Below are 21,772 nucleotides of genomic sequence, written 5' to 3' on the forward strand. Positions count from 1 at the left end.
CGACGCCGGCGGCGAGCGGTTGCCGATGCTGGCCGACCCGGCGGGCGGCCCGTCGGGCACCGCGCCGCTGCCCCCGGTGGTCCGGTGGATGGTCTCGGCCGGCGGCGACTTCACCGACTTCAACCAGTCGATCGTGCTGCTCGCCCCCGAGGAGGCGTCAATCGCCGACCTGCGACGCCTCGTCGCCGAGGTGGTGGCCGTGCACCCGATGCTCGCCGCGCGCCTCGCCCGGGAGGCGGGGGAGTGGACGCTCGCCATCGGCACCGCCCTCGACGTCGCGGGAGCGGTGTCGGAAGCCATCGTCGACGCGGCCCCGGGAACCGATGTCTTCGAGCGGGCCGTCGTCGACGCCCACGCCGCGGCGGCCGCCCGACTCGATCCGGCTGCCGGCCGGGTGCTGCAGGTGGTCCTGGTCCGCGGCACGGGCGGTGCGCGCCTGGTCGTGGTCGGCCACCATCTGGCCGTCGACGCGGTGAGCTGGCCGATGCTCGTCGAGGACCTGTTCGTCGGATGGGCCCAGCTGGCGGCGGGCGAGCCGATCGTGCTGCGCGCCGAACAGACCTCCGCCCGCGCCTGGTACACGGCGCTGGACGCGCGCCGCGACGAGGTCGCGACGCAGCGCGACTTCTGGCTCCACCGCTCGGGCACGACCGATCTGGGGGTCGACGTCGAGGCGCCGACCCGGTGGGCGGACACGTCGGCCGTCGACGTCACGGTGCCGGCGCCGGTCTCCGGGCCGTTGCTGACCAGCGTCCCGGAAGCCTTCGGGGCCAACACCGCCGACGTGCTGATGGGCGCGCTCGCGCGTGCCGTGCGCGGCTGGCAGCGGGCCAAGGGCATCGCCGACGACGCCCCGGTCACCGTGCTCTCCGAAGGCCACGGGCGCTACGAGGACGTGCTCGAATCCGGCGCCGACCCGCGCCGCGCCGATCTGGCGCGGACCGTCGGCTGGTTCACCAGCATCGCCCCGCTGCGCGTCGAGCCCGGTGCGGACGTCGTGCACGCGGTGAAGGCCGCCAAGGAAGAGCGATTGGCCCTACCCGGCTACGGCCTGGGCTACGGCCTGCTCCGCTACGAGCAGGATTCGCCGCTGGCCGGGCCCCTGCCGTCGATCACCTTCAACTACCTCGGTGCGCGCACCGCGGCGGCCGCCGACGAGGCGTCGGCGCAGGCCATGACGCCCGACCCCCACGCGCCGGCCCTGCCCGGCAGCGTCACCGGCGAGGTCGCCATGATGAGCCCGTTGACGATCAACGCCGTCGCCGGTGCATCGACCGACGGGCCCGTCATCACCGCCGATGTGCGCCATCCGTCCTCGATGAGCCGCGCCGACGTCGACGACCTCGTGACCCGCTGGCAGACCGAGCTCGCCCGGGTCGTCGCGAGTGTCGACGCCCGCGACCCGGGGCTGTCGCCGTCGGATGTGCCCGCCGCCCGGGTCACCCAGGGCGACCTGGACGCCATCGCCCGCTCCCACCCCGGCGCCGACGTGTGGGGCCTGTCGCCACTGCAGCGCGGCCTGTATTTCCACTCCTTCGTCGCCACCACGACCGGCGCCCCCGACGTCTACGTCGTCGCCGCCCTGTTGACCCTGCGCGGCGAGGTCGACCTCGAGCGGCTCCACCGGGCCGCCGACGGCCTGCTGCAGGCACACCCGGTGCTGCGGTCGGCCTTCGTCACCACCGGCGACGGCGAACAGGTTGCCATCGTGGCCGACGACGTGCGGGTGCCGTGGCGGGTCGTCGACCTCGGCGACGCCGATGACGCGCAGGACCGGGTCCGCGAACTGGTCGAGCACGAATCGATTGCCCCCTTCGACCTGTCCGCCGCGCCGCTGCTGCGGTTCCTCGTCGCGCGTCACGGCGACCAGACCGACGTCCTCGTCGTCGCCCACCACCTGGTGATCGACGGCTGGTCGTCGCCGCTGGTCATGGCCGACCTGATGGCGCTGTACGCCACCGGGTCGACCTTCACCCCGCGCGACGGGGCCGTCGGCTTCAAGGAATACCTGCGCTCGATCGAGGGTCGCGACACCGTCGGCGGACTCGACGCCTGGCGCCGCGTCCTCGCACCCGCCGAGGGCCCGACGCTCATCGCGCCGGGTGCCGAGGTCGAGCCCGACGCCCTGCCCGCAACGCTGTCGATCCCGGTGCCCGCCGACCTGGCCGGCGCCCTCGACCGCACCGCGCGCGAGCACGGCGCGACCGTGTCGACGGTGCTGCAGCTGGCCTGGGCGCTGTTCCTGTCGCGGCGCACCGGCAACCGCGCGGTCACCTTCGGCGAGACCGTCTCGGGGCGTCCCGCCGACCTCGACGGCATCGAGTCGGTCGTCGGCCTGTTCATCAACACGCTGCCCGTCGTCGTCGACGTCGACCCCGACCAATCGTTGGCGCAGCTCCTCGAACACCTGCAGGCCGACAAGGTCGCGCTGCTCGACTACCACCACATCGGCCTGTCGGAGATCGGCGCCGCGGCCGGCGACATCGGGTTCGACACGCTGGTCGTGCACGAGTCCTACCCGGTCGACGCCGATTCGCTGGCCGACGCGGGCGACGGCACCGGTGGGCTTGTCATCGCCGGCGCGGAGTTCAGCGACGCCACGCACTACCCGCTGAACATGATCACCGCGGGCGACGGCACCGGCCTGACGGTCAATCTGAAGTACCTGCCGGGCGCCTTCGCCGCCGACGAGGTCGCCGACTTCGGGGCCATGTTGCTGCGCATCCTGGACGCGCTCGGCAACCACCCGCGGACGCGGGCCGCCGAGGTGTCGTTGCTCGACGACGAGGGCCGTGCGGCGATTCTGTCGGCCTCGTCGGGGCCGGTCGAGACGGTTCCGTCGGGGTCGGTCGCCGATGCGGTCGCCGCCCAGGTCGCCCGGACCCCGGATGCGGTGGCCCTGATCTTGGGGGATCGCGAGGTCGCCTTCGGCGAATTCGGCGCACGGGTCGCGCTGTTGGCGCGCACGTTGATCGCCGCGGGTGTGGGTCCGGATGTCGCGGTCGGGGTGTGCATCGACCGCAGTGTCGAGTTGATGGTGGCGGTGCACGCGGTGGTCGCGGCTGGCGGGCAGTATGTGCCCGTCGACGTGGCGGCGCCGTCGGGGCGCGCCGCGTCGATGATGCGGACCGCCGGTGCCCGGGTGGTCCTGGTCGCCGCCGGGGCGGTGCCCGAGGCGGTCGCCGACCTGCCCGACGTGCGGATCGTCGAGGTCGATGCCGCGGGCCCGGTGGACCCGAGCGTCGCCCCGATCGACGACGCCGAGCGACTCGGCGCCATCGGTGGCGATTCGGCGCTGTACACGCTGTTCACCTCGGGCTCCACGGGCGAGCCGAAGGGTGTGACCGTCTCGCACCTCGCCGTGCGCAACCGTCTGGCCTGGATGGCGCAGGACTACGGCTTGGGCGCCGACGAGACGTTTGTGTTGAAGACGCCGTACACCTTCGACGTCTCGGTGTGGGAGCTGTTCCTGCCGCTGATCGTCGGGGCGCCGCTGGTGCTGGCCCGCCCCGACGGGCACCGCGACCCGCAGTACCTGGCCGGGCTCATCGCCGAGCGGGACGTGTCGGTGATCCACTTCGTCCCGTCGATGCTGTCGGTGTTCTGCGACGTGACCGGCGCGCGCCTGGCCGGGTTGTCGTCGTTGCGGCACGTGTTCACCTCCGGGGAGGCGCTGTCGCCGGCGGTCGCGCAGGAACTGCTGGCCGCGCTGCCGACGCTGTCGCTGGTCAACCTGTACGGCCCGACCGAGGCGGCGGTCGACGTGACGGCCGCGCACATCGCGCCGGGCGACGCATCGGTGACCATCGGCCGCCCGGTGGCCAACACCTCGACCTTGGTACTCGACGACCGGCTGGCACCTGTGCCGGTCGGGGTTGCCGGCGAGCTCTACCTGGGCGGGGTGCAGGTGGCGCGCGGCTATGCCGCGCAGCCGGGGCTGACCGCCGAGCGGTTCGTCGCCGACCCGTACGGCGAGCCCGGCGCCCGGCTGTACCGAACCGGCGACGTGGTGCGCTGGAACACCGACGGCGACATCGAATACCTGGGACGCAGCGACTTCCAGGTGAAGCTGCGCGGCCAACGCGTCGAGCTCGGCGAGATCGAGGCGGCCATCGCCGCGGCACCGGGCGTGGTGCACGCGGCGGCGACGGTGGCCACCGCCCCCGGTGGCGGGGAGTTCCTGGTCGGTTACTTCGCACCGGCGTCGGCCGACCTGGCGGCCGTGCGCGCCCATGTCGCCGCGAGGCTGCCGGACTACATGCGCCCGACCGTGTGGACCCCGCTGCAGGACGTCACACTCGGCGCGACCGGCAAGCTCGACCGCAAGGGGCTGCCCGCGCCCGACCTGTCGTCGCTCGTCGGCGAGTACGTCGCACCCGAGGGGTCGCTCGAGGAGAGCGTGGCCGAGGTGTTCGCCGACGTCCTCGGCGTCGAGAGGGTCTCGGCCACCGAGTCCTTCTTCGACCTCGGCGGCAACTCGCTGTCTGCGATGCGCCTGGCGGCCCGCCTCGGCGACCGGGACATCGCCGTCGACCTGCCCCGCCTGTTCGAGCACCCGACCGTCCGCGAACTCGCCGAGGCGGTGCACGGCGACATCCGCTCGAGCGGCGTGGTGATCCGCCTGCGCACCGGCGGCGACGGGCCCGCACTCTTCTGCTTCCACCCCGCCGACGGTCTGGCCTGGGCATATGCCGAACTCGTCCCGCACATCCCGGGTCGTCCGGTGTACGGCCTGCAGGACCCGGCCGTCGTCGCCGGCGAAGAGCGGCTGGGCAGCATCGGCGACTTCGCCGAGCGGTACATCGACGAGATCAAGCAGGTCGTGCCCGAGGGGCCCTACCACCTGCTCGGCTGGTCGCTGGGCGGTGTGATCGCCTTCGAGGTCGCCACCCGACTGCGCCGCCGCGGCGACGAGGTCGCCTTCCTGGGCTTGATGGACCCGGCGGCCGGCAGCGCCTACACCGCCGAGGTGTCCCGCGACGAGCACGACACCGTCGTCGCCGACCTGCGCCGCGCCGCGGAGTCGATGGGCCTGGGTGCCGAGGCCATGGAGGTCGACCCCGACACCGCGCGCGAGGAGACGATCGCCGCGCAGCTGGCCGTCGTCGGCTCGGCGCCGCGCGACCAGGTGCACCGGATGATCGATGCGCTGGACGCGGGTGCCGACCTCCTGCCGGCGTACCGGCCGGGGGAGTTCGACGGGCGGGCGCTGTTCGTCAGCGCCGTCCGCGGCAAGGACGAGCCGCACCGGCTCCTGGAGTTCTGGCGCCCGCACCTGACCGGTGCACTGTCCGAGGTGGACGCCGACGTCGAGCACGGGGCGATGGGCACCACCGAGGGATTCGCGCTCATCGGACCGGTGATCGGGGCCGCGCTCGCCGAACTCACAGCAAACCCGGATGACCGGGAGGATCGCGATGACTGAATCGGTCGGTAGCATCAGTCGCTTGAACGTGAAGGGGAACCACATGCCGAAGAACCCGCACCGTCGACGCGCGGCGGTGATGACGGGCGCGGTGCTGTCCGGCCTGCTCGCCGTGCCGGCCGCCGGGCCCGTGGCGGCCGCACCGGCCGCACGGGTCGTGAGCGTGCAGAAGAAGGGACCGCAGCGGGAGCTGATCACCGTCTTCTCGCCGTCGATGAACCAGAACATCCCGCTCGACGTGCTGGTGCCCAAGGGGGGCGGCCCGGCGCCCACGCTGTACCTGCTCAACGGTGCCGCCGGCGGTGAGGGCGAGGGCAACTGGGCGGACAAGACCGACTACGCCACGTTCTTCCGCACCAAGCACGTCAACGTCGTGACGCCGCTGAAGGGCAAGCTCTCGTACTACACGGACTGGCTGCACCGCGATCCCAAGATGGGCAAGCCGATGTGGGAGACCTTCCTGACGCGCGAGCTGCCGCCGCTGATCGACGCCACGCTCGGGACCACGGGCAAGAATGCCACCGCCGGTATCTCGATGGCCGGCACCTCGGTGCTCAACCTCGCCATCGTCCGTCCGGGCCTCTACCGCGCGGTCGCCGCGTACAGCGGTTGCGCACGCACCAGCGACCCACTCGGCCAGGAGTACATCAAGCAGGTCGTCGAAGGTCGTGGCGGCGGTAGCGTCACCAACATGTGGGGGCGATTGGGCGGGCCGGACTGGATCCGCCACGACCCGTACATCAACGCGGCCAAGCTGCGCGGACTGTCGATCTACCTGTCGTCGATGACCGGGTTGCCCGGCCAGGACGAGGCGATCAACAACCCGAAGAACCTGCAGGGCGACTTCGCCGACCGCATCGTGCTCGGCGGCCCGATCGAGGCCGCGATGAACGCGTGCACCCAGCAGATGGACCAGAAGCTGCGGTCGCTGAACATCCCGGCGACCTTCGTCGTGCGCCCGGCGGGCACCCACTCGTGGGGGTACTGGGATCGCGAGCTGAAGGCGTCGTGGCCGCAGATCAGCCGCGCCATCCGCTGACGTCGGGGAGGTCGCGTCGGCGGCCGTCTCGGTTTCGTCACGGATGAGCGGCAATACCTTTCGCCACATTTTCACCACCGGCATCACGGGTCACACTTGACCTGGAGCGCCCGTCGGGCGCCGAGTGAGAGTCAGGTGAGCGAAGATGATCGATCTCGTCGCACAGATCGACGACCGCGGCCGCACCGCGCCCGGGCTGACCGCCCTGCGCTGGGGCGGGGAGGCCGTCGCGCACGGCGTGCTGCGCGAACGCGTCATCGCCTTCGACCGGGTCGTGTCCGATGCCGGACTGTCCGAGACGGCCGCGGTCACCGCCGCCCTGCTCAGCCTGATGCCCGAATCCGTCCGTCCCCGCGAGCCCCGCGGTCAGGCCGAATTGGTCGCCGACGCACTCGCCTGGTTGGGCCGGGACCGCGGCGGTCGCACCGCGACGCTGTCGTCGGTGGTCTGAGACCGCCTCGATTTGGCCGCGACCTGCGGCTTCGCCTACACTGAAGCGGTTGCCTGTGGCGCGCGAGCGCCGCAAGTCGGCATGCGAACCCACTGGAGTCGTCCGGGAGACCGGAAAACCCCAGGCAGGCGCGTGTCCGATGGCAGCAGGCCGTGCGCGTCGGGTCGGAAATCCGGCGGGCAACACATCCAGGTCTAGGAGACACGAGTGATTCAGCAGGAATCTCGCGTGCGCGTCGCCGACAACACCGGTGCCAAGGAAGTCTTGTGCATCCGCGTGCTGGGCGGCTCGTCACGCCGATACGCGGGGATCGGCGACGTCATCGTCGCCACCGTCAAGGACGCCATCCCCGGCGGCAACATCAAGAAGGGCGAGATCGTCAAGGCGGTCATCGTGCGCACCGTCAAGGAGCGCCGGCGCCCGGACGGCAGCTACATCCGTTTCGACGAGAACGCCGCCGTCATCCTCAAGGGTGACAACAACGACCCGCGCGGTACCCGCATCTTCGGCCCGGTCGGCCGCGAGCTGCGTGACAAGCGCTTCATGAAGATCGTTTCGCTGGCTCCGGAGGTGCTCTGACATGAAGGTGCACAAGGGCGACACCGTGATCGTCGTCTCGGGCAAGGACAAGGGCGCCAAGGGCAAGGTCATCCAGGCCTTCCCGAAGCAGCAGCGAGTCCTCGTCGAGGGCGTGAACCGCATCAAGAAGCACACCGCCGCCTCGGCCGACGAGCGCGGCGCCTCCTCCGGGGGCATCGTGACCCAGGAGGCCTCCATCCACGTGTCGAACGTGATGGTCGTGGACTCCGACGGCAACCCGACTCGCGTGGGTTACCGGACCGACGAGGAGACCGGCAAGCGCGTCCGGATTTCCCGCAAGAACGGGAAGGACATCTGAGATGACCACTTCCGAGAAGATCCAGCCCCGCCTCAAGACCCGCTACCGCGAAGAGATCAAGGGCGCGCTGAACGAGCAGTTCGGCTACGACAACGTCATGCAGATCCCCGGCGTGGTCAAGGTCGTCGTGAACATGGGCGTCGGTGACGCCGCCCGCGACTCCAAGCTCATCAACGGCGCGGTCACCGACCTCGAGCTGATCACCGGTCAGAAGCCGGAGATCCGTCGCGCCCGCAAGTCGATCGCACAGTTCAAGCTGCGCGAGGGCATGCCGATCGGCGCCCGCGTCACGCTGCGCGGCGACCGCATGTGGGAGTTCCTCGACCGTCTCGTGTCGATCGCCCTCCCGCGCATCCGCGACTTCCGCGGTCTGTCCGACCGCCAGTTCGACGGCAACGGCAACTACACCTTCGGGCTCAACGAGCAGTCGATGTTCCACGAGATCAACATCGACTCGATCGACCGACCGCGCGGCATGGACATCACCGTCGTCACGTCGGCCACCAACGACGACGAGGGTCGTGCGCTCCTGAAGGAGCTCGGCTTCCCGTTCAAAGACAACAACGCGAAGAACTGACGGTAGGGAATCCAATGGCAAAGAAGGCTCTGGTCAACAAGGCCAACAAGAAGCCCAAGTTCGCTGTGCGCGCCTACACGCGCTGCAACAAGTGCGGTCGCCCGCACTCGGTGTACCGCAAGTTCGGCCTGTGCCGCGTGTGCCTGCGCGAGATGGCGCACGCCGGCGAGCTGCCGGGCGTGCAGAAGTCCAGCTGGTGAGCTGACGGCCCCGGCCGTCCACCCGAACACCACGACGACCCCGCCTCGACGAGAGGCGGGGTCGTCGTGCATTCGTCGCTTTTCGCCGAGCGTGCCCAGATTTCCGCCGAGCGTGCCCAGAATCTCGCTGAGCGTGCCCAGATTCTCGCTGAGCGTGCCCAGGTGGCCTACGTTGGAACCGTGGAGATCAGCATCATGCACACGGTCGACGGCCGGAAGACCCTGCACCTCGACGAGTACATCGCGGCGCTGCGGACCTTCGACGAGGAGGGCTTTGGCCGGGTCTGGTCGACGCAGATGCCCCGCGATCCCGACGCGCTGACGGTTCTGGCCCTCGCCGGTCGGGAGGTGCCCCGCATCGAGTTCGCCACGGGCGTGCTGCCCATCCAGACCCAACTGCCGATGAACCTCGCGCAGCGTGCGCTCACCGTCAACGCAGTCACCGACGGACGCTTGACGCTCGGCATCGGCCTGACCCACAAGGTCGTGACCGAGGGCATGTGGGGGATCCCCTACGAGCGCGGCGTGCGCCGCATGTCCGAGTACCTCGACGGCCTCCTGCCACTGCTCGAGCAGAAGATGGCCGACGCCACCGGTGACTTCACCACCACCCGCGGCGACATGAGTCTCACCGACGTTCCGGCGCCGCCGGTCTACCTCGCCGCGCTGGGCCCGCAGATGTTGAAGCTGGCCGGCCGCCGCACCGCGGGGACCGTGACCTGGATGACCGGACCGAAGACCCTGCGCGACCACATCGTGCCGGGCCTGCGCGCCGCGGCCGAGTCGGCCGGGCGCTCCGCCTCCGACGTGCGCACCATCGCCTTCCTCCCGGTCGCCGTGACCGACGACGTCGAGACGTCGAAAGCCACTGCCGCCAAGCAGTTCGCCATGTACAACGCGCTGCCGTCGTATCGGGCGATGCTCGACCGCGAGGGTTACGACACCCCCGTCGACGCGGCCGTCGTCGGCGATGAGAAGACGGTCGCGGCCCGCATCACCGAGCTGGTCGACGCCGGCGTCGACGAGTACGTCGGCATCGTCTTCGACCGCGACGCGAAGGTGCGCGACCGCACCCGGGCGCTGCTGCGGAGCCTGGCGGGCTAACCCCCGACCCCGCCCCGTGCGAGGCGGTCGACGACGTCGAGGAAGACGTCGATCTCGTCGGTCGTGTTGTAGAAGGCGAAGGACGGGCGCACGGTCTGCTCGACGCCCATCCGCCGCAGGATCGGCTGGGCGCAGTGGTGGCCGGCCCGGACGGCGATGCCCTCCGCGTTCAGCGCCTTCCCGACCTCGAGCGGCTCGTGCCCGTCCAGGACGAAGCTCAGCACGCTGGCCTTCTCGTCGGCGGTGCCGATGATCCGCACACCGGGGATGGCGGACAGACGCGGGGTCGCATAGTCGAGCAGGTGGTGCTCGTAGGCGGCGATCCGCTCGATTCCCAGGTCCGCGACATACCGCAGCGCCGTGCCGAGCCCGACGGCGTCGGCGATGTTGCCGGTGCCGGCCTCGAACTTGTTCGGCGGATCCTGGTACAGCGCCCGCTCGAGGGTGACGTCGGCGATCATGTTGCCGCCGCCCTGCCAGGGCGGGGTGTCCGCCAGGGCGTCCTGCGCCCCGTAGAGGACGCCGATCCCCGTCGGGCCGACGATCTTGTGGCCGGAGAACACGAAGAAGTCGGCGCCCAGGTCGACGACGTCGATCGGCATGTGGGGGATCGACTGCGCGCCGTCGATGAGGACCCGCGCGCCGTGGCGGTGGCCGATCTCGACGATCCGCTTCGCATCGGTCACCGTCCCCAGTGCGTTCGACACCTGGGTGGCGGCGACGAGCTTGGTGCGCGGCCCGACGAGCCGTTCGAGCTCGTCGAGCAGCAGGTTGCCGCGGTCGTCGACCGGCGCGACCTTGAGCACCGCACCCGTCTGCCGGCTGATCTGCTGCCACGGGACGATGTTGGCGTGGTGCTCGAGGTGGGTGATGACGATCTCGTCGCCCTCTCCCAGGTGTTTGCGCCCCCACGATTGTGCGACGAGGTTGATCGCCTCGGTGGTGCCGCGCACGAAGACGATGTCCTCGACCCGCGGCGCATTCAGGAAGCGCCGGGTGGTCTCGCGGGCGTCCTCGTAGGCGTCGGTCGCGCGGGCGGCCAACTCGTGCGCCGCCCGGTGGATGTTCGAGTTCTCATGCTCGTAGAAGGACGAGATCCGGTCGATCACCGCCCGCGGCTTCTGGGTGGTCGCCGCATTGTCGAACCAGATCAGCGGCCGCCCGTTGACCCGTTCGCCCAGGATCGGGAAGTCGCTGCGCACCGACGCCACGTCCAGCGCGCGGTCGCCGGTCGTCGTCACGACCGGCGGCTCCGGCGTCGGCGGTCCGCCGATCGCCGGCGATGCGTCCAATCGATCGTCGAGGAAATAGAACATCGGGCCGCCGGCGTCGGCGAAGTAGAACTCCGGCGTCGCGGGAAACGACGTCTCAGGAGTAGTCATGGAAATTGTCCACCGCCACGTCGTCGAGCACCGCGAGGGCATCGTCGGTCAGCGCGGCGAGCGAGGTGTAGAGGGTGACCAGGTAGGAGGCGACGCCGGCGCGGTCGATCCCGGAGAACCGCACCGACAACCCCGGCGTCTGGCCCTCGCCCTCCAGCTCGGGCTGGAAGAGGCCGACGACGCCCTGCCGCTCGGCCCCGGTGCGCACGAGGATGAACGCGGTCTTCGACTTGGTCACCGGCACCTTGTCCGACGGGATGATGGGGATCCCGCGCCAGGTCAGGAACTGCGCGCCGAACAGGCTCACCGTCGCCGGCGGCACCCCGCGCCGGGTCGCCTCCCGGCCGAACGCCGCCACGCCCAGCGGATGGGTGAGGAAGAAGCCCGGCGACTTCCACACCTTCGCGATGAGCCCGTCGAGGTCGTCGGGCGTGGGCGGCCCGGTCAGCGTCGAGACGCGCTGCTCGGGGACGGCCTGGGCCAGCAACCCGTATTCGGGGTTGTTGATCAGCGCCGACTCTTGGTGCTCCTTGATCGTCTCGATCGTCAGGCGCAGCTGCTCGGCGACCTGGTTGTGGGGGCTCGAGTACAGGTCGGAGACGCGGGTCTGGACGTCCAAGACCGTCGAGATCGGGCGCAGCGTGAACTCGCGCGGGTGAGTCTCGTAGTCGACGAAGGTCTGGGGCAGCTCGCCGTCGAGGTCGGACTCGCCCTGTGCGACGTGGACGGACACCTCGTCCGGGTTGACCACTCGGTTCACCCGGTAGACACCGGCCTCGACCGGGACCCATTGCAGCAGGTCGAGCAGCCAGCGCGGGGTGATCGTCGGCAGCTGGGCGTTGGTCTTGGTGGCGTTGGCGAGTTGCCGGGCGGCGAGATCGCCGAGCGCCTGGGACTCGTTCTGCGGGTTGGTCATCGGACTCCTCCAGTCATGGGTGGCTCGACTGTAGGGGCCGGCGCGGGCTCTTCGACAACTCCGGAAGGGGTTGGATTCACGGCGATCCGAACCCCCGCCGAAAGCCCGGAAATCGGGGTGCTGCGCTTACGGTGTGGGCGTGAGTACTCTCCCCTCGATGCGAATGTGCGACCCCGCCGTCGTCCCCGGCTGCCGCTGTCGCTGACCTCTCGGTCCCGACGCGCGCCGCGCCATCCATCGAAATCCATTGGGGAAAGTCCATGTCTGAAACCGCCCTCGCGCCGTCGCGTGCCGTCCCGTCCGCGACCGCTCCGGTTCCGGTCGTCCCGGCCGACGGTCCGGCCGCCGCGCCGTTCGCCCGCCTGACGCGCTATCGCGGCGGCACCTACCCGACGTCGATCACCAAGATCCACTTCGCCGACGGCACCTGCGGCCGCACCGATCTGGTGCGCCTCAACCCGAACGTCGGGGCGTACTCCCTCGACTTCCACGGCCGGGTCACCGACAGTCCGACGGTCTACCGACCGCATTCGTGGGATCAGGTGTCCGGCGCCTACGCCGCGCGGTTCCGATCCGGCGCGATCACCGCGGTGCTGTCCCAGTCATATCCGGTCGTGGGACTCCACGAGCTGAGCGACCGCCTGCGCGCGGCGGGCCATCCGCTGGGTGCGGCGGACCTGCGCGAGCATCAGGCGATCGCGGCGACCCAAGCGGCACTGTGGCGGCTTACCAACAACCTGGTGCTCGACACGATCCCGGTTGACGCGCCACTGGCGGTGCGCGACGTCGACGAGACCGATGGTCGCCTCGTGGAGGTCGAGTTCGCCGAATCGGTGGTGCTGGGCGGCTACGGCGTGACCGTCCGTTCGAGCGTTCCGGGCGACCGGGTCGCGGCGCGCCTGCTCAAGCCGACGAATCGCGGGTGGTCGACGGTGGCCGGATCGGCCTTCACCACCCGCGCCGACGGACGCCGCGAACGAACCCTCGCCGAGGCGGCGACGGTCAGTGACAGCCGTCGCGGCGGCGTCCTCGGCTTCGATCGCTATCGGCTCGAGGTGACCGGGGCCGGAAGGATCGGCCTCGACGACCTCTCGTTCCGCGTGTCCGGCGCCGCGCGCTACGTCAACGAGGCGCCGATCGTCCATCTCTACGAGTATCTGCTGGACCGGGTCGACGTGGCCGTCGACGGCGTCGAGCCCTGGGTGCTCCTCGCCGACGACCATCAGTCGGTCGGCTACACCCCGCTGGTCACCGCAGCTCGTAGGCGTGGTCGGACACGGTGAACCCGTGGTGGCTGAGGGTGTTGGTGCACGTCACGCCCGTCGTCTGTGCGACGGTGCAGGTGAAGTTGCCGACGGTCAGCGACCGACCGTAGGGGAGGGGTCGTGAGTTCGGTCCGTCGGGCATGAACTGCGGGTCCCCGATCGAGGTGAACCGAGCCATCTGGTTGCCCCAGGCCACCACGATCGAGTTCGGCCGCACCATCGTGTCCGGGGCGCCGGAGCCCGGCACGGCGGGGGCGTCGGCCGGCATCGGACCGTGGCAGCCGGCCTGTCGGGACGCGGCGACGATCCCGCAGTGCCACTTGGCCGACGGTGAGGCGAAGAAGTGGCCCCCGGGGCCCTGGTAGTCGGCGGGGTCGACGGCGGTGCCCTGGCTCGGTGCGGTTCGGGTGGTGCCCTGCACGGTCGACGCGGTGACGGTCGTGGTGATGGTCGTCGGCGGTGACGGGTTCTCCGTGCGCGTGCAGCCGACGAGGGACACGAGCGCGATCGCGACGAGGCCGCACATCGTGGCCCGCACGGCTAGGCCTCCGGCGCCTGCACGGCCGGTTGTCGTCGGCCGCGCAGCAGATAGGCGGCCGGAAGCACTCCGGCCGAGTTCACGATCAGCAGGCCCGTCTGCCACAGCGACTTCGGGCCGTTGACCTCGGACGTGGTGCGGCTGCCGAGGTCGCGCAAGGCCCACGCGCGCAGTCCGGCGTCGACGGCGGCGGCGCCGACGATGACGCCCTTGGTCCGTGGGGACAGGTCGTTCCAATGCTTGCGTGCCATGACTTGCACGTTACCCGCACGCCGAGGGGACGGAATCGCCGTTTGCACCGAGGTCTGTGACCACGGGGCGACAACAAACCTCGGCACAGCGACCGTCGACGACTCGATTTGGGTCTGGGCTGGCGATTCCCTACACTGAAACGGTTGCCCGGGGTGAACTGTGCTCCCGGGAGCCACAACTTCATACCCCGTCCGTGCCGGCGAAAAGCCAATGGCATGAACAGGGAATAACCTAAGCACAACTCCACTTCGTGGAAGGCCCACCGGTCCGACCTGGAATTCCAGGGACTGCCGCTGCATGGGAACCGCCACGAGAAAGGTTGACGGTCACCCATGACCATGACTGACCCGATCGCAGACTTCTTGACGCGTCTGCGCAACGCCAACTCGGCGTACCACGACGAGGTGACCCTCCCGTCGTCGAAGATCAAGGCCAACATCGCCGAGATCCTCAAGAAAGAGGGCTACATCACCGACTACCGCGTCGAGGACGCCGAGGTCGGCAAGAAGCTCGTCGTGAGCCTCAAGTACGGCCCGAGCCGGGAGCGCAGCATCGCTGGTCTGCGCCGCGTCTCGAAGCCGGGCCTGCGGGTGTACGCGAAATCGACCAACCTGCCCAAGGTGCTGGGCGGCCTCGGCGTGGCGATCATCTCCACGTCGTCGGGCCTGCTCACCGACCGCCAGGCAGCCAACAAGGGCGTGGGCGGCGAAGTCCTCGCTTACGTCTGGTAAGGGGCGAACATGTCGCGAATCGGTAAGAACCCCATCGCCATCCCGGCCGGCGTCGACGTCACCGTCGACGGACAGAACGTGAAGGTCAAGGGCCCCAAGGGCGAGCTCGACGTCACGATCTCCGAGCCGATCAAGGCTGCGGTCGAGGACGGTCAGATCGTCGTCACCCGCCCCAATGACGAGCGTCGCAACCGTGCCCTGCACGGTCTGTCGCGCAGTCTCATCAACAACCTGGTCGTCGGTGTCACCGAGGGCTACACCCGCAACCTCGAGATCTTCGGGGTCGGCTACCGCGTGCAGGCCAAGGGCCGCGACCTCGAGTTCGCCCTGGGCTACAGCCACCCGGTGCCGATCGAGGCCCCCGAGGGCATCACCTTCGCGGTGGAGTCCCCCACGAAGTTCTCGGTCTCGGGTATCGACAAGCAGAAGGTCGGCCAGATCTCGGCGAACATCCGCCGCCTGCGGCGTCCGGACCCGTACAAGGGCAAGGGCATCCGCTTCGAAGGCGAGCACGTGCGCCGCAAGGTCGGAAAGACGGGTAAGTAAGCCATGAGTGAAACAGCAACCAAGCGCAAGCCGGTCGGCAAGGACGCCTCGACGCGTCGTCGCACGGCCACCAGCCGCCGTCACTTCCGCCTGCGCAAGAAGATCGCCGGCACCCCGGAGCGTCCGCGCCTCGTGGTCAAGCGCAGCAGCCGGCACGTGCACGTGCAGCTCGTCGACGACCTGGCCGGCAACACGCTGGCCGCCGCGTCGTCGATCGAGGCCGACGTGCGATCGGGCGGTGGCGACAAGAAGGCCCAGGCGGCGAAGGTCGGCGAGCTGATCGCCGGTCGCGCCAAGAAGGCCGGCATCGAGACCGTCGTCTTCGACCACGGTGGCCACGGCTACCACGGTCGGATCGCGGCGCTCGCCGATGCCGCCCGCGAGGGAGGCCTGAAGTTCTGATGACCACTTTCACGATTTGCCTGATCAACAACGGAGGGACCCTCTGATGCCCGGACGTCAGCGTGACGGCGGGAACGGACCCGCCAACAGCAACAACAGCAACAGCAACGAGCGCGGCGGCGACCGTCGCGGGGGCCGCGGCGACCGTCGCGACAACCGTGGTGGCCGCGACCGCGAGGAGCGCAACCACCTCGAGCGCGTCGTCACCATCAACCGCGTCTCGAAGGTCGTCAAGGGCGGCCGTCGGTTCAGCTTCACCGCCCTCGTGGTGGTCGGCGACGGCCAGGGCATGGTCGGTGTCGGCTACGGCAAGGCCAAGGAAGTCCCGGCCGCGATCCAGAAGGGCGTCGAAGAGGCTCGCAAGAACTTCTTCCGCGTCCCGATGATCGGTGGCACCGTCACGCACCCGGTGCAGGGTGAGGCCGCCGCCGGCGTCGTGCTGCTCCGCCCGGCCAGCCCGGGTACCGGTGTGATCGCCGGTGGCGCCGTGCGCGCCGTGCTCGAGTGTGCGGGCGTCTCCGACGTCCTGGCCAAGAGCCTCGGCTCGGACAACGCCATCAACGTCGTGCACGCCACCGTTGCGGCACTCAAGATGCTGCAGCGTCCCGAAGAGGTCGCGGCCCGCCGCGGCCTGCCCGTCGAGGATGTCGCCCCGGCCGGCATGCTGCGCGCCCGCGCCGCTGCCGCCGCCGCGGCGACCGCGAAGGAGGCCTGATCATGGCCGACAAGCAGCTGAAGATCACCCAGATCAAGAGCACGATCGGTACCAAGAGCAATCAGCGTGACAGCCTGCGGACCCTTGGCCTCAAGGGCATCCGCAAGACCGTCACCCGCGAGGACAACCCGCAGACGCGGGGCCTGATCAACGTGGTCCGGCACCTCGTGACCGTCGAAGAGGTTTAAGACATGACCATCAAACTCCACCACCTTCGGCCCGCCCCGGGCTCGAAGACCGAGAAGACCCGCGTGGGTCGCGGTGAGGGCTCGAAGGGCAAGACCGCCGGTCGCGGCACCAAGGGCACCAAGGCCCGCAAGAACGTGCCCGCCGGCTTCGAGGGCGGCCAGATGCCGATCCACATGCGGCTGCCGAAGCTCAAGGGCTTCACCAACCGCAACCGGGTCGAGTACCAGGTCGTCAACGTCGGCGATCTGGCCGAGCTGTTCCCCAAGGGCGGCAAGGTCGGCGTCGAGGAGCTCGTCGCCAAGGGTGCGGTCCGCAAGAACCAGCTGGTCAAGGTGCTCGGCGACGGTGAGCTGTCGGTGAAGATCGACATCACCGCCAACAAGTTCTCCGCCGCGGCCAAGGAAAAGATCGCCGCCGCCGGCGGCAGCGCCACCGAACTCTGACGCACTGCCGGCACGGCGCCCCGCGCGCTGTGCCGGCGGCTGCGCAGCAGCACAACTGTTAGAGTTTGCAGCGTTGCCCGTCGACAGTCCGCTGTCGACGACGAGCCGTCCATTGCCAGGCCCGACCGGAGTGGTCGCCCACTAGGAGGAATTAGTGCTCTCCCCCCTCGTCGCCGTGTTCCGCACGCCGGAACTGAGGAAGAAGATCTTCTTCGTCCTCGGGATCCTTGTGCTGTACCGGCTCGGTGCGACCCTGCCGTCGCCGGGCGTGAACTTCGCCGTGGTCCAGGACTGCCTGAAGCCCAGCGGGAGTGACAAGAGCGCGACGGCCGAGCAGATCTATTCGCTGATCAACATGTTCTCCGGCGGCGCCTTGCTGCAGCTGTCGGTGTTCGCGATCGGCATCATGCCGTACATCACCGCGAGCATCATCGTGCAGCTGCTCACCGTGGTCATCCCGCGCTTCGAGGAACTCCGCAAGGAGGGCCAGGCCGGACAGGCCAAGATGACGCAGTACACGCGGTACCTGACCGTGGCGCTCGCCGTGCTGCAGGCCACCGGCATCGTCGCGCTGGCCGCCAACGGCACCCTGCTGCAGGGCCAGGCGAACTGTGACACCGCGAACATCCTCCACGACAAGTCGATCGCGTCCCTGACCCTGATCGTGCTGGTCATGGTCGCCGGCGCCATGGTCGTCATGTGGTTCGGCGAGCTCATCACCGAGCGCGGCATCGGCAACGGCATGTCGCTGCTGATCTCGGCCGGCATCGTCGCGCGCATCCCGGCCGAGGGTCGGATGATCTACAACGACCGCGGCCCGTTCATCTTCTCGCTGGTGATCCTCGCCGGCCTGATCATCGTCGCGGGCGTGGTCTTCATCGAGATGGGCCAGCGCCGCATCCCGGTGCAGTACGCCAAGCGGATGGTCGGGCGCAAGATGTACGGCGGGTCGTCGACGTACCTGCCGCTCAAGGTCAACCAGGCCGGCGTCATCCCGGTCATCTTCGCGTCGTCGTTGCTGTACCTGCCCATGCTGATCAGCAACCTGACCAAGGGCACCGGCGAGGCCAAGGGCTGGCAGATCTTCATCGACAACCACCTGGTGAAGCCCAGCGACCCGGTCCACATCGCCGTCTACTTCGCGATGATCATCTTCTTCACGTACTTCTACGTCGCGGTCACGTTCAACCCGCAGGAGCGCGCCGACGACATGAAGAAGTACGGCGGCTTCATCCCGGGCATCCGTCCGGGCCAGCCCACCGCCGACTACCTCGGCTACGTCCTGTCGCGGATCACGCTCCCCGGCTCGATCTACCTCGGTGTGATCGCGATCCTGCCGAACCTCTTCATGGACGTCGGCGGCGGCAACGGCGCGCAGAACCTCCCGTTCGGTGGCACGGCGCTGCTGATCATGGTCGTGGTGGCCCTTGACACGGTCAAGCAGGTCAACAGCCAGCTGATGCAGCGCAAGTACGAAGGGTTCCTGAATTGAAGATCGTGATCCTCGGTCCGCCCGGAGCCGGCAAGGGGACGCAGGCCGAACTGCTGTCCGAGTCGCTGGGCATCCCGCACATCTCGACCGGTGACCTGTTCCGCGCGAACATCTCGCAGGGCACGGCCATCGGCATCGAGGCCAAGCGCTACCTCGACGCGGGCGACCTCGTCCCGTCGGAGGTGACCGTCGACATGGTCCGCGCCCGCATCGCCGAGCCGGACGCCGCCCGCGGCTTCATCCTCGACGGCTTCCCGCGCTCCATCGAGCAGGCCGAGGCCCTCAAGGACATGGGCGTCACCCTCGACGCGGTGCTGTCGTTCACCGTCGACGCGGACGTGGTCGTCGAGCGCATGCTCGCGCGCGGCCGGGCCGACGACAGCGAAGAGGTCATCCGCAACCGGCTCTCGGTCTACGAGACCGAGACGGCGCCGCTGCTCGACTTCTACGGTTCCGAGGTCCGCTCGATCGACGCGGTCGGCGAGGTCGACGAGGTGCACCGGCGCGTGCTGGCCGCACTCGGCGTCGACGACAAGCCCGACACCTCCGCCTGACGGCCGCGATGGGTTTCTTCGGTCGACGCGGCGTCGTCCCGTTCCGGTCGGCCGGTGAGCTCGACGCGATGGCCGCGGCCGGCGAGGTCGTCGGACGCGCCCTGGTGGCCGTTCGTGAGGCGTCCGCCGCCGGAATATCCACCCTAGAGCTCGACGAGGTCGCCGAGACGGTGATCCGCGAAGCCGGGGCCATCCCGTCGTTCAAGGGCTACCACGGCTTCCCCGGCTCGATCTGCAGCTCGGTCAACGACGTGGTCGTCCACGGCATCCCGTCGGCCGAGGTGGTCCTGGCCGACGGAGACCTGGTCTCCATCGACTGCGGCGCCATCCTCGACGGCTGGCACGGAGACTCGGCCTGGACCTACGGCGTCGGCGAGATCGGCCGCGACTCGGCGGCGCTGAGCGAGGCGACGCGCCTGTCGCTGGAGGCGGGCATCGCGGCCATGGTCGACGGTGCGCGGTTGACCGACGTCTCGCACGCCATCGAACAGGGCACCCTGGACGCCTGCGCCACCTTCGACCGGCCCTTCGGCATCGTCGCCGGCTACGGCGGCCACGGCATCGGGCGCGAGATGCACATGGAGCCGTTCCTGGCCAACGAGGGCGAACCGGGCCACGGCCCGCGCCTGGTCGTCGGTTCGACGCTGGCGATCGAGCCGATGCTCACCCTCGGCACCGAGGAGACCAGTGTCCTGGAGGACGACTGGACCGTCGTGACCGACGACGGCAGTCGCGCCGCACACTGGGAGCACACCGTCGCGGTCACCGCGGACGGACCGCGGATCCTCACCCGGCGCCCCGCCTAGCGGCGCCTCAGACCTCGAGCAGGATCGTCACCGGTCCGTCGTTGACCGAGTCGACCGCCATGTGGGCGCCGAACCTGCCGGTGGCCACCATCGCACCGAGCTCGCGCAGATGCGCCACCAGTGCGTCGACCAGGGGCTCGGCGACCTCGGCCGGTGCGGCCGCGTTCCACGAGGGCCGACGGCCCCTCTCGGTGTTGGCGTAGAGGGTGAACTGGCTGATCACGAGGATCGGCGCGGCCACGTCCGCCGCACCGGCCTGACCGCCGTCGGGTCCGTCCAGGATCCGCAGCCGCCAGATCTTGTCCGCGAGCGCGCGGGATTGCTCCTCGGTGTCGCCGTGGGTGGCCCCGACGAGCACCGACAGTCCCTGGCGCCCGTCGGTCAGGTCCAACTCGCCCACGGTCTCGCCGTCGACGACGACCCGCGCCCGCGTGACGCGCTGGACTACCGCTCGCACGATCGCACTCAGGTCAGGGCGAAGCGCACCGTGACCGAGTAGTTGAGCGTCTGCTCGCCCGGTTCGATCGGGATCGGGGCGACCGCCATGTCGCGGGCGCTCTTGTAGGTCGGCGACGGCGAGGAGTCGGCGGAGTTGGACTCGGTGATCATGAGCGCCTTGCCGAGCTTGTCGCCGGACAGGCGGGCGTACTGGTCGGCCCGCGCCCGGGCGTCGGCGAAGGCGGCCTCGCGTGCGTTGCGCATCAGGGCCGAGTTGTCGTCGACGGCGAAGCTGACCCCGGACAGCCGGGTGTTGTTGCCGCCCGCCGTCACGGCGTCGCCGAGCAGCTTGGAGGCCTTGGTCAGGTCGCGAACCTTCACCGAGATGGTGTTCGACGCCTCGTAACCGCTGATCGACGACGTGCCGCCGCCGCTGCCGGGCGAGGAGTAGCGGGGGTTGATGGAGACCTGCTGGGTCTGCACGTCCTTCTTGTCCACGCCCGCCGCGGTCACCGACTCGGTGATCTTGGCGATCTTCTCCGACGCCTCGTTGATCGCGGCACTCACGTCGTCGGCCTGCGCCTCGACGCCGATCGTCGCACTGAGGGTGTCCGGCACGCCGGTCACCTTTCCGGTGCCGACGACGGTCACCGAGCGGGTGTCCTCGCTGTTGCTCGGCGAGGAGCACCCGGCGAGCGCGCCGCCGCAGACCGCGGCGGCGGCGATGAGAGCCGCCGCGCGGTGGGGAGCGCTGCGCACTAGACCTTCTCGGCGACGCGGTCGGTGACCGCGGTGACGATGACGCCCACCAGCGAGATGATCAGGGCCGCCCAGATCGCCGACAACCAGAACTTGTCCACGACCAGGCCCCAGTGCGTGACGTGCTTGGTGAACTCGGAGACCAGCCACAGCATGAACGCGTTGACGATGAGGCTGAACAGGCCCAGGGTCAGGATGTAGAAGGGGATCGACAGGGTCTTGATCACCGGCTTGATGAAGGCGTTGACGATGCCGAATACGACGGCGACCGCCGCGACGACCCCGACCTTCTGCCACACCGAGACGTCGTGGGCGCCGTCGGCGCTCCAGACGAAGTGCATGCTGTCCTTGACGAGGAGGGATGCCAACCAGAGGGTCAGGCCGGTCGTTGCGGTGCGCCACAGAAATGAAGTCATGCCGCAATCCTGCCAGACGCCCACACACGCGGGGCGGTGAATCGCGGGCCCGGCGGGGCGCGCCCGAAATCATTCGAGTGGGTCACACGAATGGGTCGATCGTATGACAGCATTGCAGCGTGTCATCGTTCAATCCGTTCGGCGCGGGCAACGACCCGGGTCAAGCCCCGCCGCCGGGGCCCGGTCCGGTCCCGCCGCCCCTTCCGGGAGGCGCGCCCGGGTACCCGCCGAGCG

At 69.7% G+C, this 21,772-nt stretch carries 25 protein-coding genes; 18 read left to right on the forward strand and 7 right to left on the reverse strand.

Annotation, left to right across the window (positions count from 1 at the left end; all coding sequences use genetic code 11):
• Nucleotides 1-25: 25 nt before the first annotated feature.
• From QM634_RS12875 to QM634_RS12910, 8 genes are all read left to right on the forward strand, one after another.
• The gene (locus tag QM634_RS12875; RefSeq protein WP_415043178.1) at nt 26-5,425 is read left to right on the forward strand and encodes an amino acid adenylation domain-containing protein; all 5,400 of its coding nucleotides are present in this window, start codon (nt 26-28) and stop codon (nt 5,423-5,425) included.
• Nucleotides 5,426-5,468: 43 nt separating this feature from the next.
• Entirely contained in the window at nt 5,469-6,464 is a 996-nt protein-coding gene (locus QM634_RS12880) for an alpha/beta hydrolase (protein WP_415043198.1), read from the forward strand.
• 145 nt (nt 6,465-6,609) lie between these two features.
• Nucleotides 6,610-6,915 carry a hypothetical protein gene (locus tag QM634_RS12885; protein ID WP_415043179.1) on the forward strand — a complete coding sequence of 102 codons (306 nt, stop codon included), beginning with the start codon at nt 6,610-6,612 and terminating at the stop codon, nt 6,913-6,915.
• A 207-nt stretch (nt 6,916-7,122) separates the two neighbouring features.
• The gene (gene rplN / locus QM634_RS12890; protein ID WP_415032117.1) at nt 7,123-7,494 is read left to right on the forward strand and encodes a 50S ribosomal protein L14; all 372 of its coding nucleotides are present in this window, start codon (nt 7,123-7,125) and stop codon (nt 7,492-7,494) included.
• 1 nt (nt 7,495) lies between these two features.
• Entirely contained in the window at nt 7,496-7,813 is a 318-nt protein-coding gene (rplX, locus tag QM634_RS12895; protein ID WP_124246725.1) for a 50S ribosomal protein L24, read from the forward strand.
• A 1-nt stretch (nt 7,814) separates the two neighbouring features.
• Nucleotides 7,815-8,390, forward strand: coding sequence for a 50S ribosomal protein L5 (gene rplE, locus QM634_RS12900; RefSeq protein WP_415043180.1), 576 nt, complete (start codon nt 7,815-7,817; stop codon nt 8,388-8,390).
• Nucleotides 8,391-8,404: 14 nt separating this feature from the next.
• Nucleotides 8,405-8,590 (forward strand): type Z 30S ribosomal protein S14, encoded by a 186-nt coding sequence (locus QM634_RS12905; RefSeq protein ID WP_007319192.1) that lies wholly within the window; start codon nt 8,405-8,407, stop codon nt 8,588-8,590.
• 180 nt (nt 8,591-8,770) lie between these two features.
• Complete coding sequence (locus QM634_RS12910) at nt 8,771-9,694, forward strand: TIGR03564 family F420-dependent LLM class oxidoreductase (RefSeq protein ID WP_415043199.1); 924 nt, start codon at nt 8,771-8,773, stop codon at nt 9,692-9,694.
• Here the strand turns inward: QM634_RS12910 and QM634_RS12915 are convergent.
• Nucleotides 9,691-11,076: a family 2A encapsulin nanocompartment cargo protein cysteine desulfurase gene (locus QM634_RS12915; protein WP_415043181.1), complete on the reverse strand. Its 1,386-nt coding sequence runs from the start codon at nt 11,074-11,076 to the stop codon at nt 9,691-9,693. The two genes, QM634_RS12910 and QM634_RS12915, sit on opposite strands and share 4 nt — an antisense overlap.
• The gene (locus QM634_RS12920; protein ID WP_415043182.1) at nt 11,063-11,992 is read right to left on the reverse strand and encodes a family 2A encapsulin nanocompartment shell protein; all 930 of its coding nucleotides are present in this window, start codon (nt 11,990-11,992) and stop codon (nt 11,063-11,065) included. Before QM634_RS12920 ends, QM634_RS12915 begins: the two co-directional genes overlap by 14 nt.
• A 260-nt stretch (nt 11,993-12,252) precedes the next feature.
• Between QM634_RS12920 and QM634_RS12925 the strand changes: the two genes are divergently transcribed.
• Nucleotides 12,253-13,275: a TQXA domain-containing protein gene (locus tag QM634_RS12925; RefSeq protein ID WP_415043183.1), complete on the forward strand. Its 1,023-nt coding sequence runs from the start codon at nt 12,253-12,255 to the stop codon at nt 13,273-13,275.
• Here the strand turns inward: QM634_RS12925 and QM634_RS12930 are convergent.
• Together QM634_RS12930 and QM634_RS12935 are read right to left on the reverse strand one after the other, a co-directional pair.
• Nucleotides 13,241-13,795: a hypothetical protein gene (locus QM634_RS12930; protein WP_415043184.1), complete on the reverse strand. Its 555-nt coding sequence runs from the start codon at nt 13,793-13,795 to the stop codon at nt 13,241-13,243. The two genes, QM634_RS12925 and QM634_RS12930, sit on opposite strands and share 35 nt — an antisense overlap.
• A gap of 2 nt (nt 13,796-13,797) precedes the next feature.
• On the reverse strand, nt 13,798-14,046 hold the full coding sequence (locus QM634_RS12935; protein WP_415043185.1) for a DUF5652 family protein: 249 nt from the start codon (nt 14,044-14,046) through the stop codon (nt 13,798-13,800).
• Between the two features lie 333 nt (nt 14,047-14,379).
• On the opposite strand from QM634_RS12935, the gene rpsH reads away from it, so the two are divergent.
• From rpsH to map, 9 genes are all read left to right on the forward strand, one after another.
• Nucleotides 14,380-14,778 carry a 30S ribosomal protein S8 gene (gene rpsH / locus QM634_RS12940; RefSeq protein ID WP_415043186.1) on the forward strand — a complete coding sequence of 133 codons (399 nt, stop codon included), beginning with the start codon at nt 14,380-14,382 and terminating at the stop codon, nt 14,776-14,778.
• A gap of 9 nt (nt 14,779-14,787) precedes the next feature.
• Nucleotides 14,788-15,324, forward strand: a complete 537-nt coding sequence (rplF, locus tag QM634_RS12945; protein ID WP_415043187.1) for a 50S ribosomal protein L6 — start codon at nt 14,788-14,790, stop codon at nt 15,322-15,324.
• 3 nt (nt 15,325-15,327) lie between these two features.
• The gene (rplR, locus tag QM634_RS12950) at nt 15,328-15,726 is read left to right on the forward strand and encodes a 50S ribosomal protein L18 (protein WP_415043188.1); all 399 of its coding nucleotides are present in this window, start codon (nt 15,328-15,330) and stop codon (nt 15,724-15,726) included.
• Nucleotides 15,727-15,772: 46 nt separating this feature from the next.
• Complete coding sequence (rpsE, locus tag QM634_RS12955; RefSeq protein ID WP_415043189.1) at nt 15,773-16,441, forward strand: 30S ribosomal protein S5; 669 nt, start codon at nt 15,773-15,775, stop codon at nt 16,439-16,441.
• Between the two features lie 2 nt (nt 16,442-16,443).
• Nucleotides 16,444-16,629 (forward strand): 50S ribosomal protein L30, encoded by a 186-nt coding sequence (gene rpmD / locus QM634_RS12960; protein ID WP_415043190.1) that lies wholly within the window; start codon nt 16,444-16,446, stop codon nt 16,627-16,629.
• Nucleotides 16,630-16,632: 3 nt separating this feature from the next.
• Nucleotides 16,633-17,073 (forward strand): 50S ribosomal protein L15, encoded by a 441-nt coding sequence (gene rplO / locus QM634_RS12965; protein ID WP_415043191.1) that lies wholly within the window; start codon nt 16,633-16,635, stop codon nt 17,071-17,073.
• 154 nt (nt 17,074-17,227) lie between these two features.
• Nucleotides 17,228-18,565, forward strand: a complete 1,338-nt coding sequence (gene secY / locus QM634_RS12970; RefSeq protein WP_415043192.1) for a preprotein translocase subunit SecY — start codon at nt 17,228-17,230, stop codon at nt 18,563-18,565.
• A complete protein-coding gene (locus QM634_RS12975; RefSeq protein WP_415043193.1) occupies nt 18,562-19,119 on the forward strand; it encodes an adenylate kinase in 558 nt (185 codons plus the stop codon). Before secY ends, QM634_RS12975 begins: the two co-directional genes overlap by 4 nt.
• Before the next feature lie 8 nt (nt 19,120-19,127).
• Nucleotides 19,128-19,925 (forward strand): type I methionyl aminopeptidase, encoded by a 798-nt coding sequence (gene map, locus QM634_RS12980; protein WP_415043194.1) that lies wholly within the window; start codon nt 19,128-19,130, stop codon nt 19,923-19,925.
• Between the two features lie 7 nt (nt 19,926-19,932).
• Here the strand turns inward: map and dtd are convergent, their stop codons facing one another.
• From dtd to QM634_RS12995, 3 genes are read right to left on the reverse strand one after another with little or no spacing between them, the layout of a single operon-like run.
• A complete protein-coding gene (dtd, locus tag QM634_RS12985; RefSeq protein WP_415043195.1) occupies nt 19,933-20,382 on the reverse strand; it encodes a D-aminoacyl-tRNA deacylase in 450 nt (149 codons plus the stop codon).
• An 8-nt stretch (nt 20,383-20,390) separates the two neighbouring features.
• The gene (locus QM634_RS12990; RefSeq protein WP_415043196.1) at nt 20,391-21,122 is read right to left on the reverse strand and encodes an SIMPL domain-containing protein; all 732 of its coding nucleotides are present in this window, start codon (nt 21,120-21,122) and stop codon (nt 20,391-20,393) included.
• Complete coding sequence (locus tag QM634_RS12995; RefSeq protein ID WP_415043197.1) at nt 21,122-21,538, reverse strand: phage holin family protein; 417 nt, start codon at nt 21,536-21,538, stop codon at nt 21,122-21,124. Before QM634_RS12995 ends, QM634_RS12990 begins: the two co-directional genes overlap by 1 nt.
• Nucleotides 21,539-21,772 lie beyond the last annotated feature (234 nt).

This window comes from Gordonia sp. (in: high G+C Gram-positive bacteria) (assembly GCF_047606305.1).
Classification (GTDB): Bacteria; Actinomycetota; Actinomycetes; order Mycobacteriales; family Mycobacteriaceae; genus Gordonia.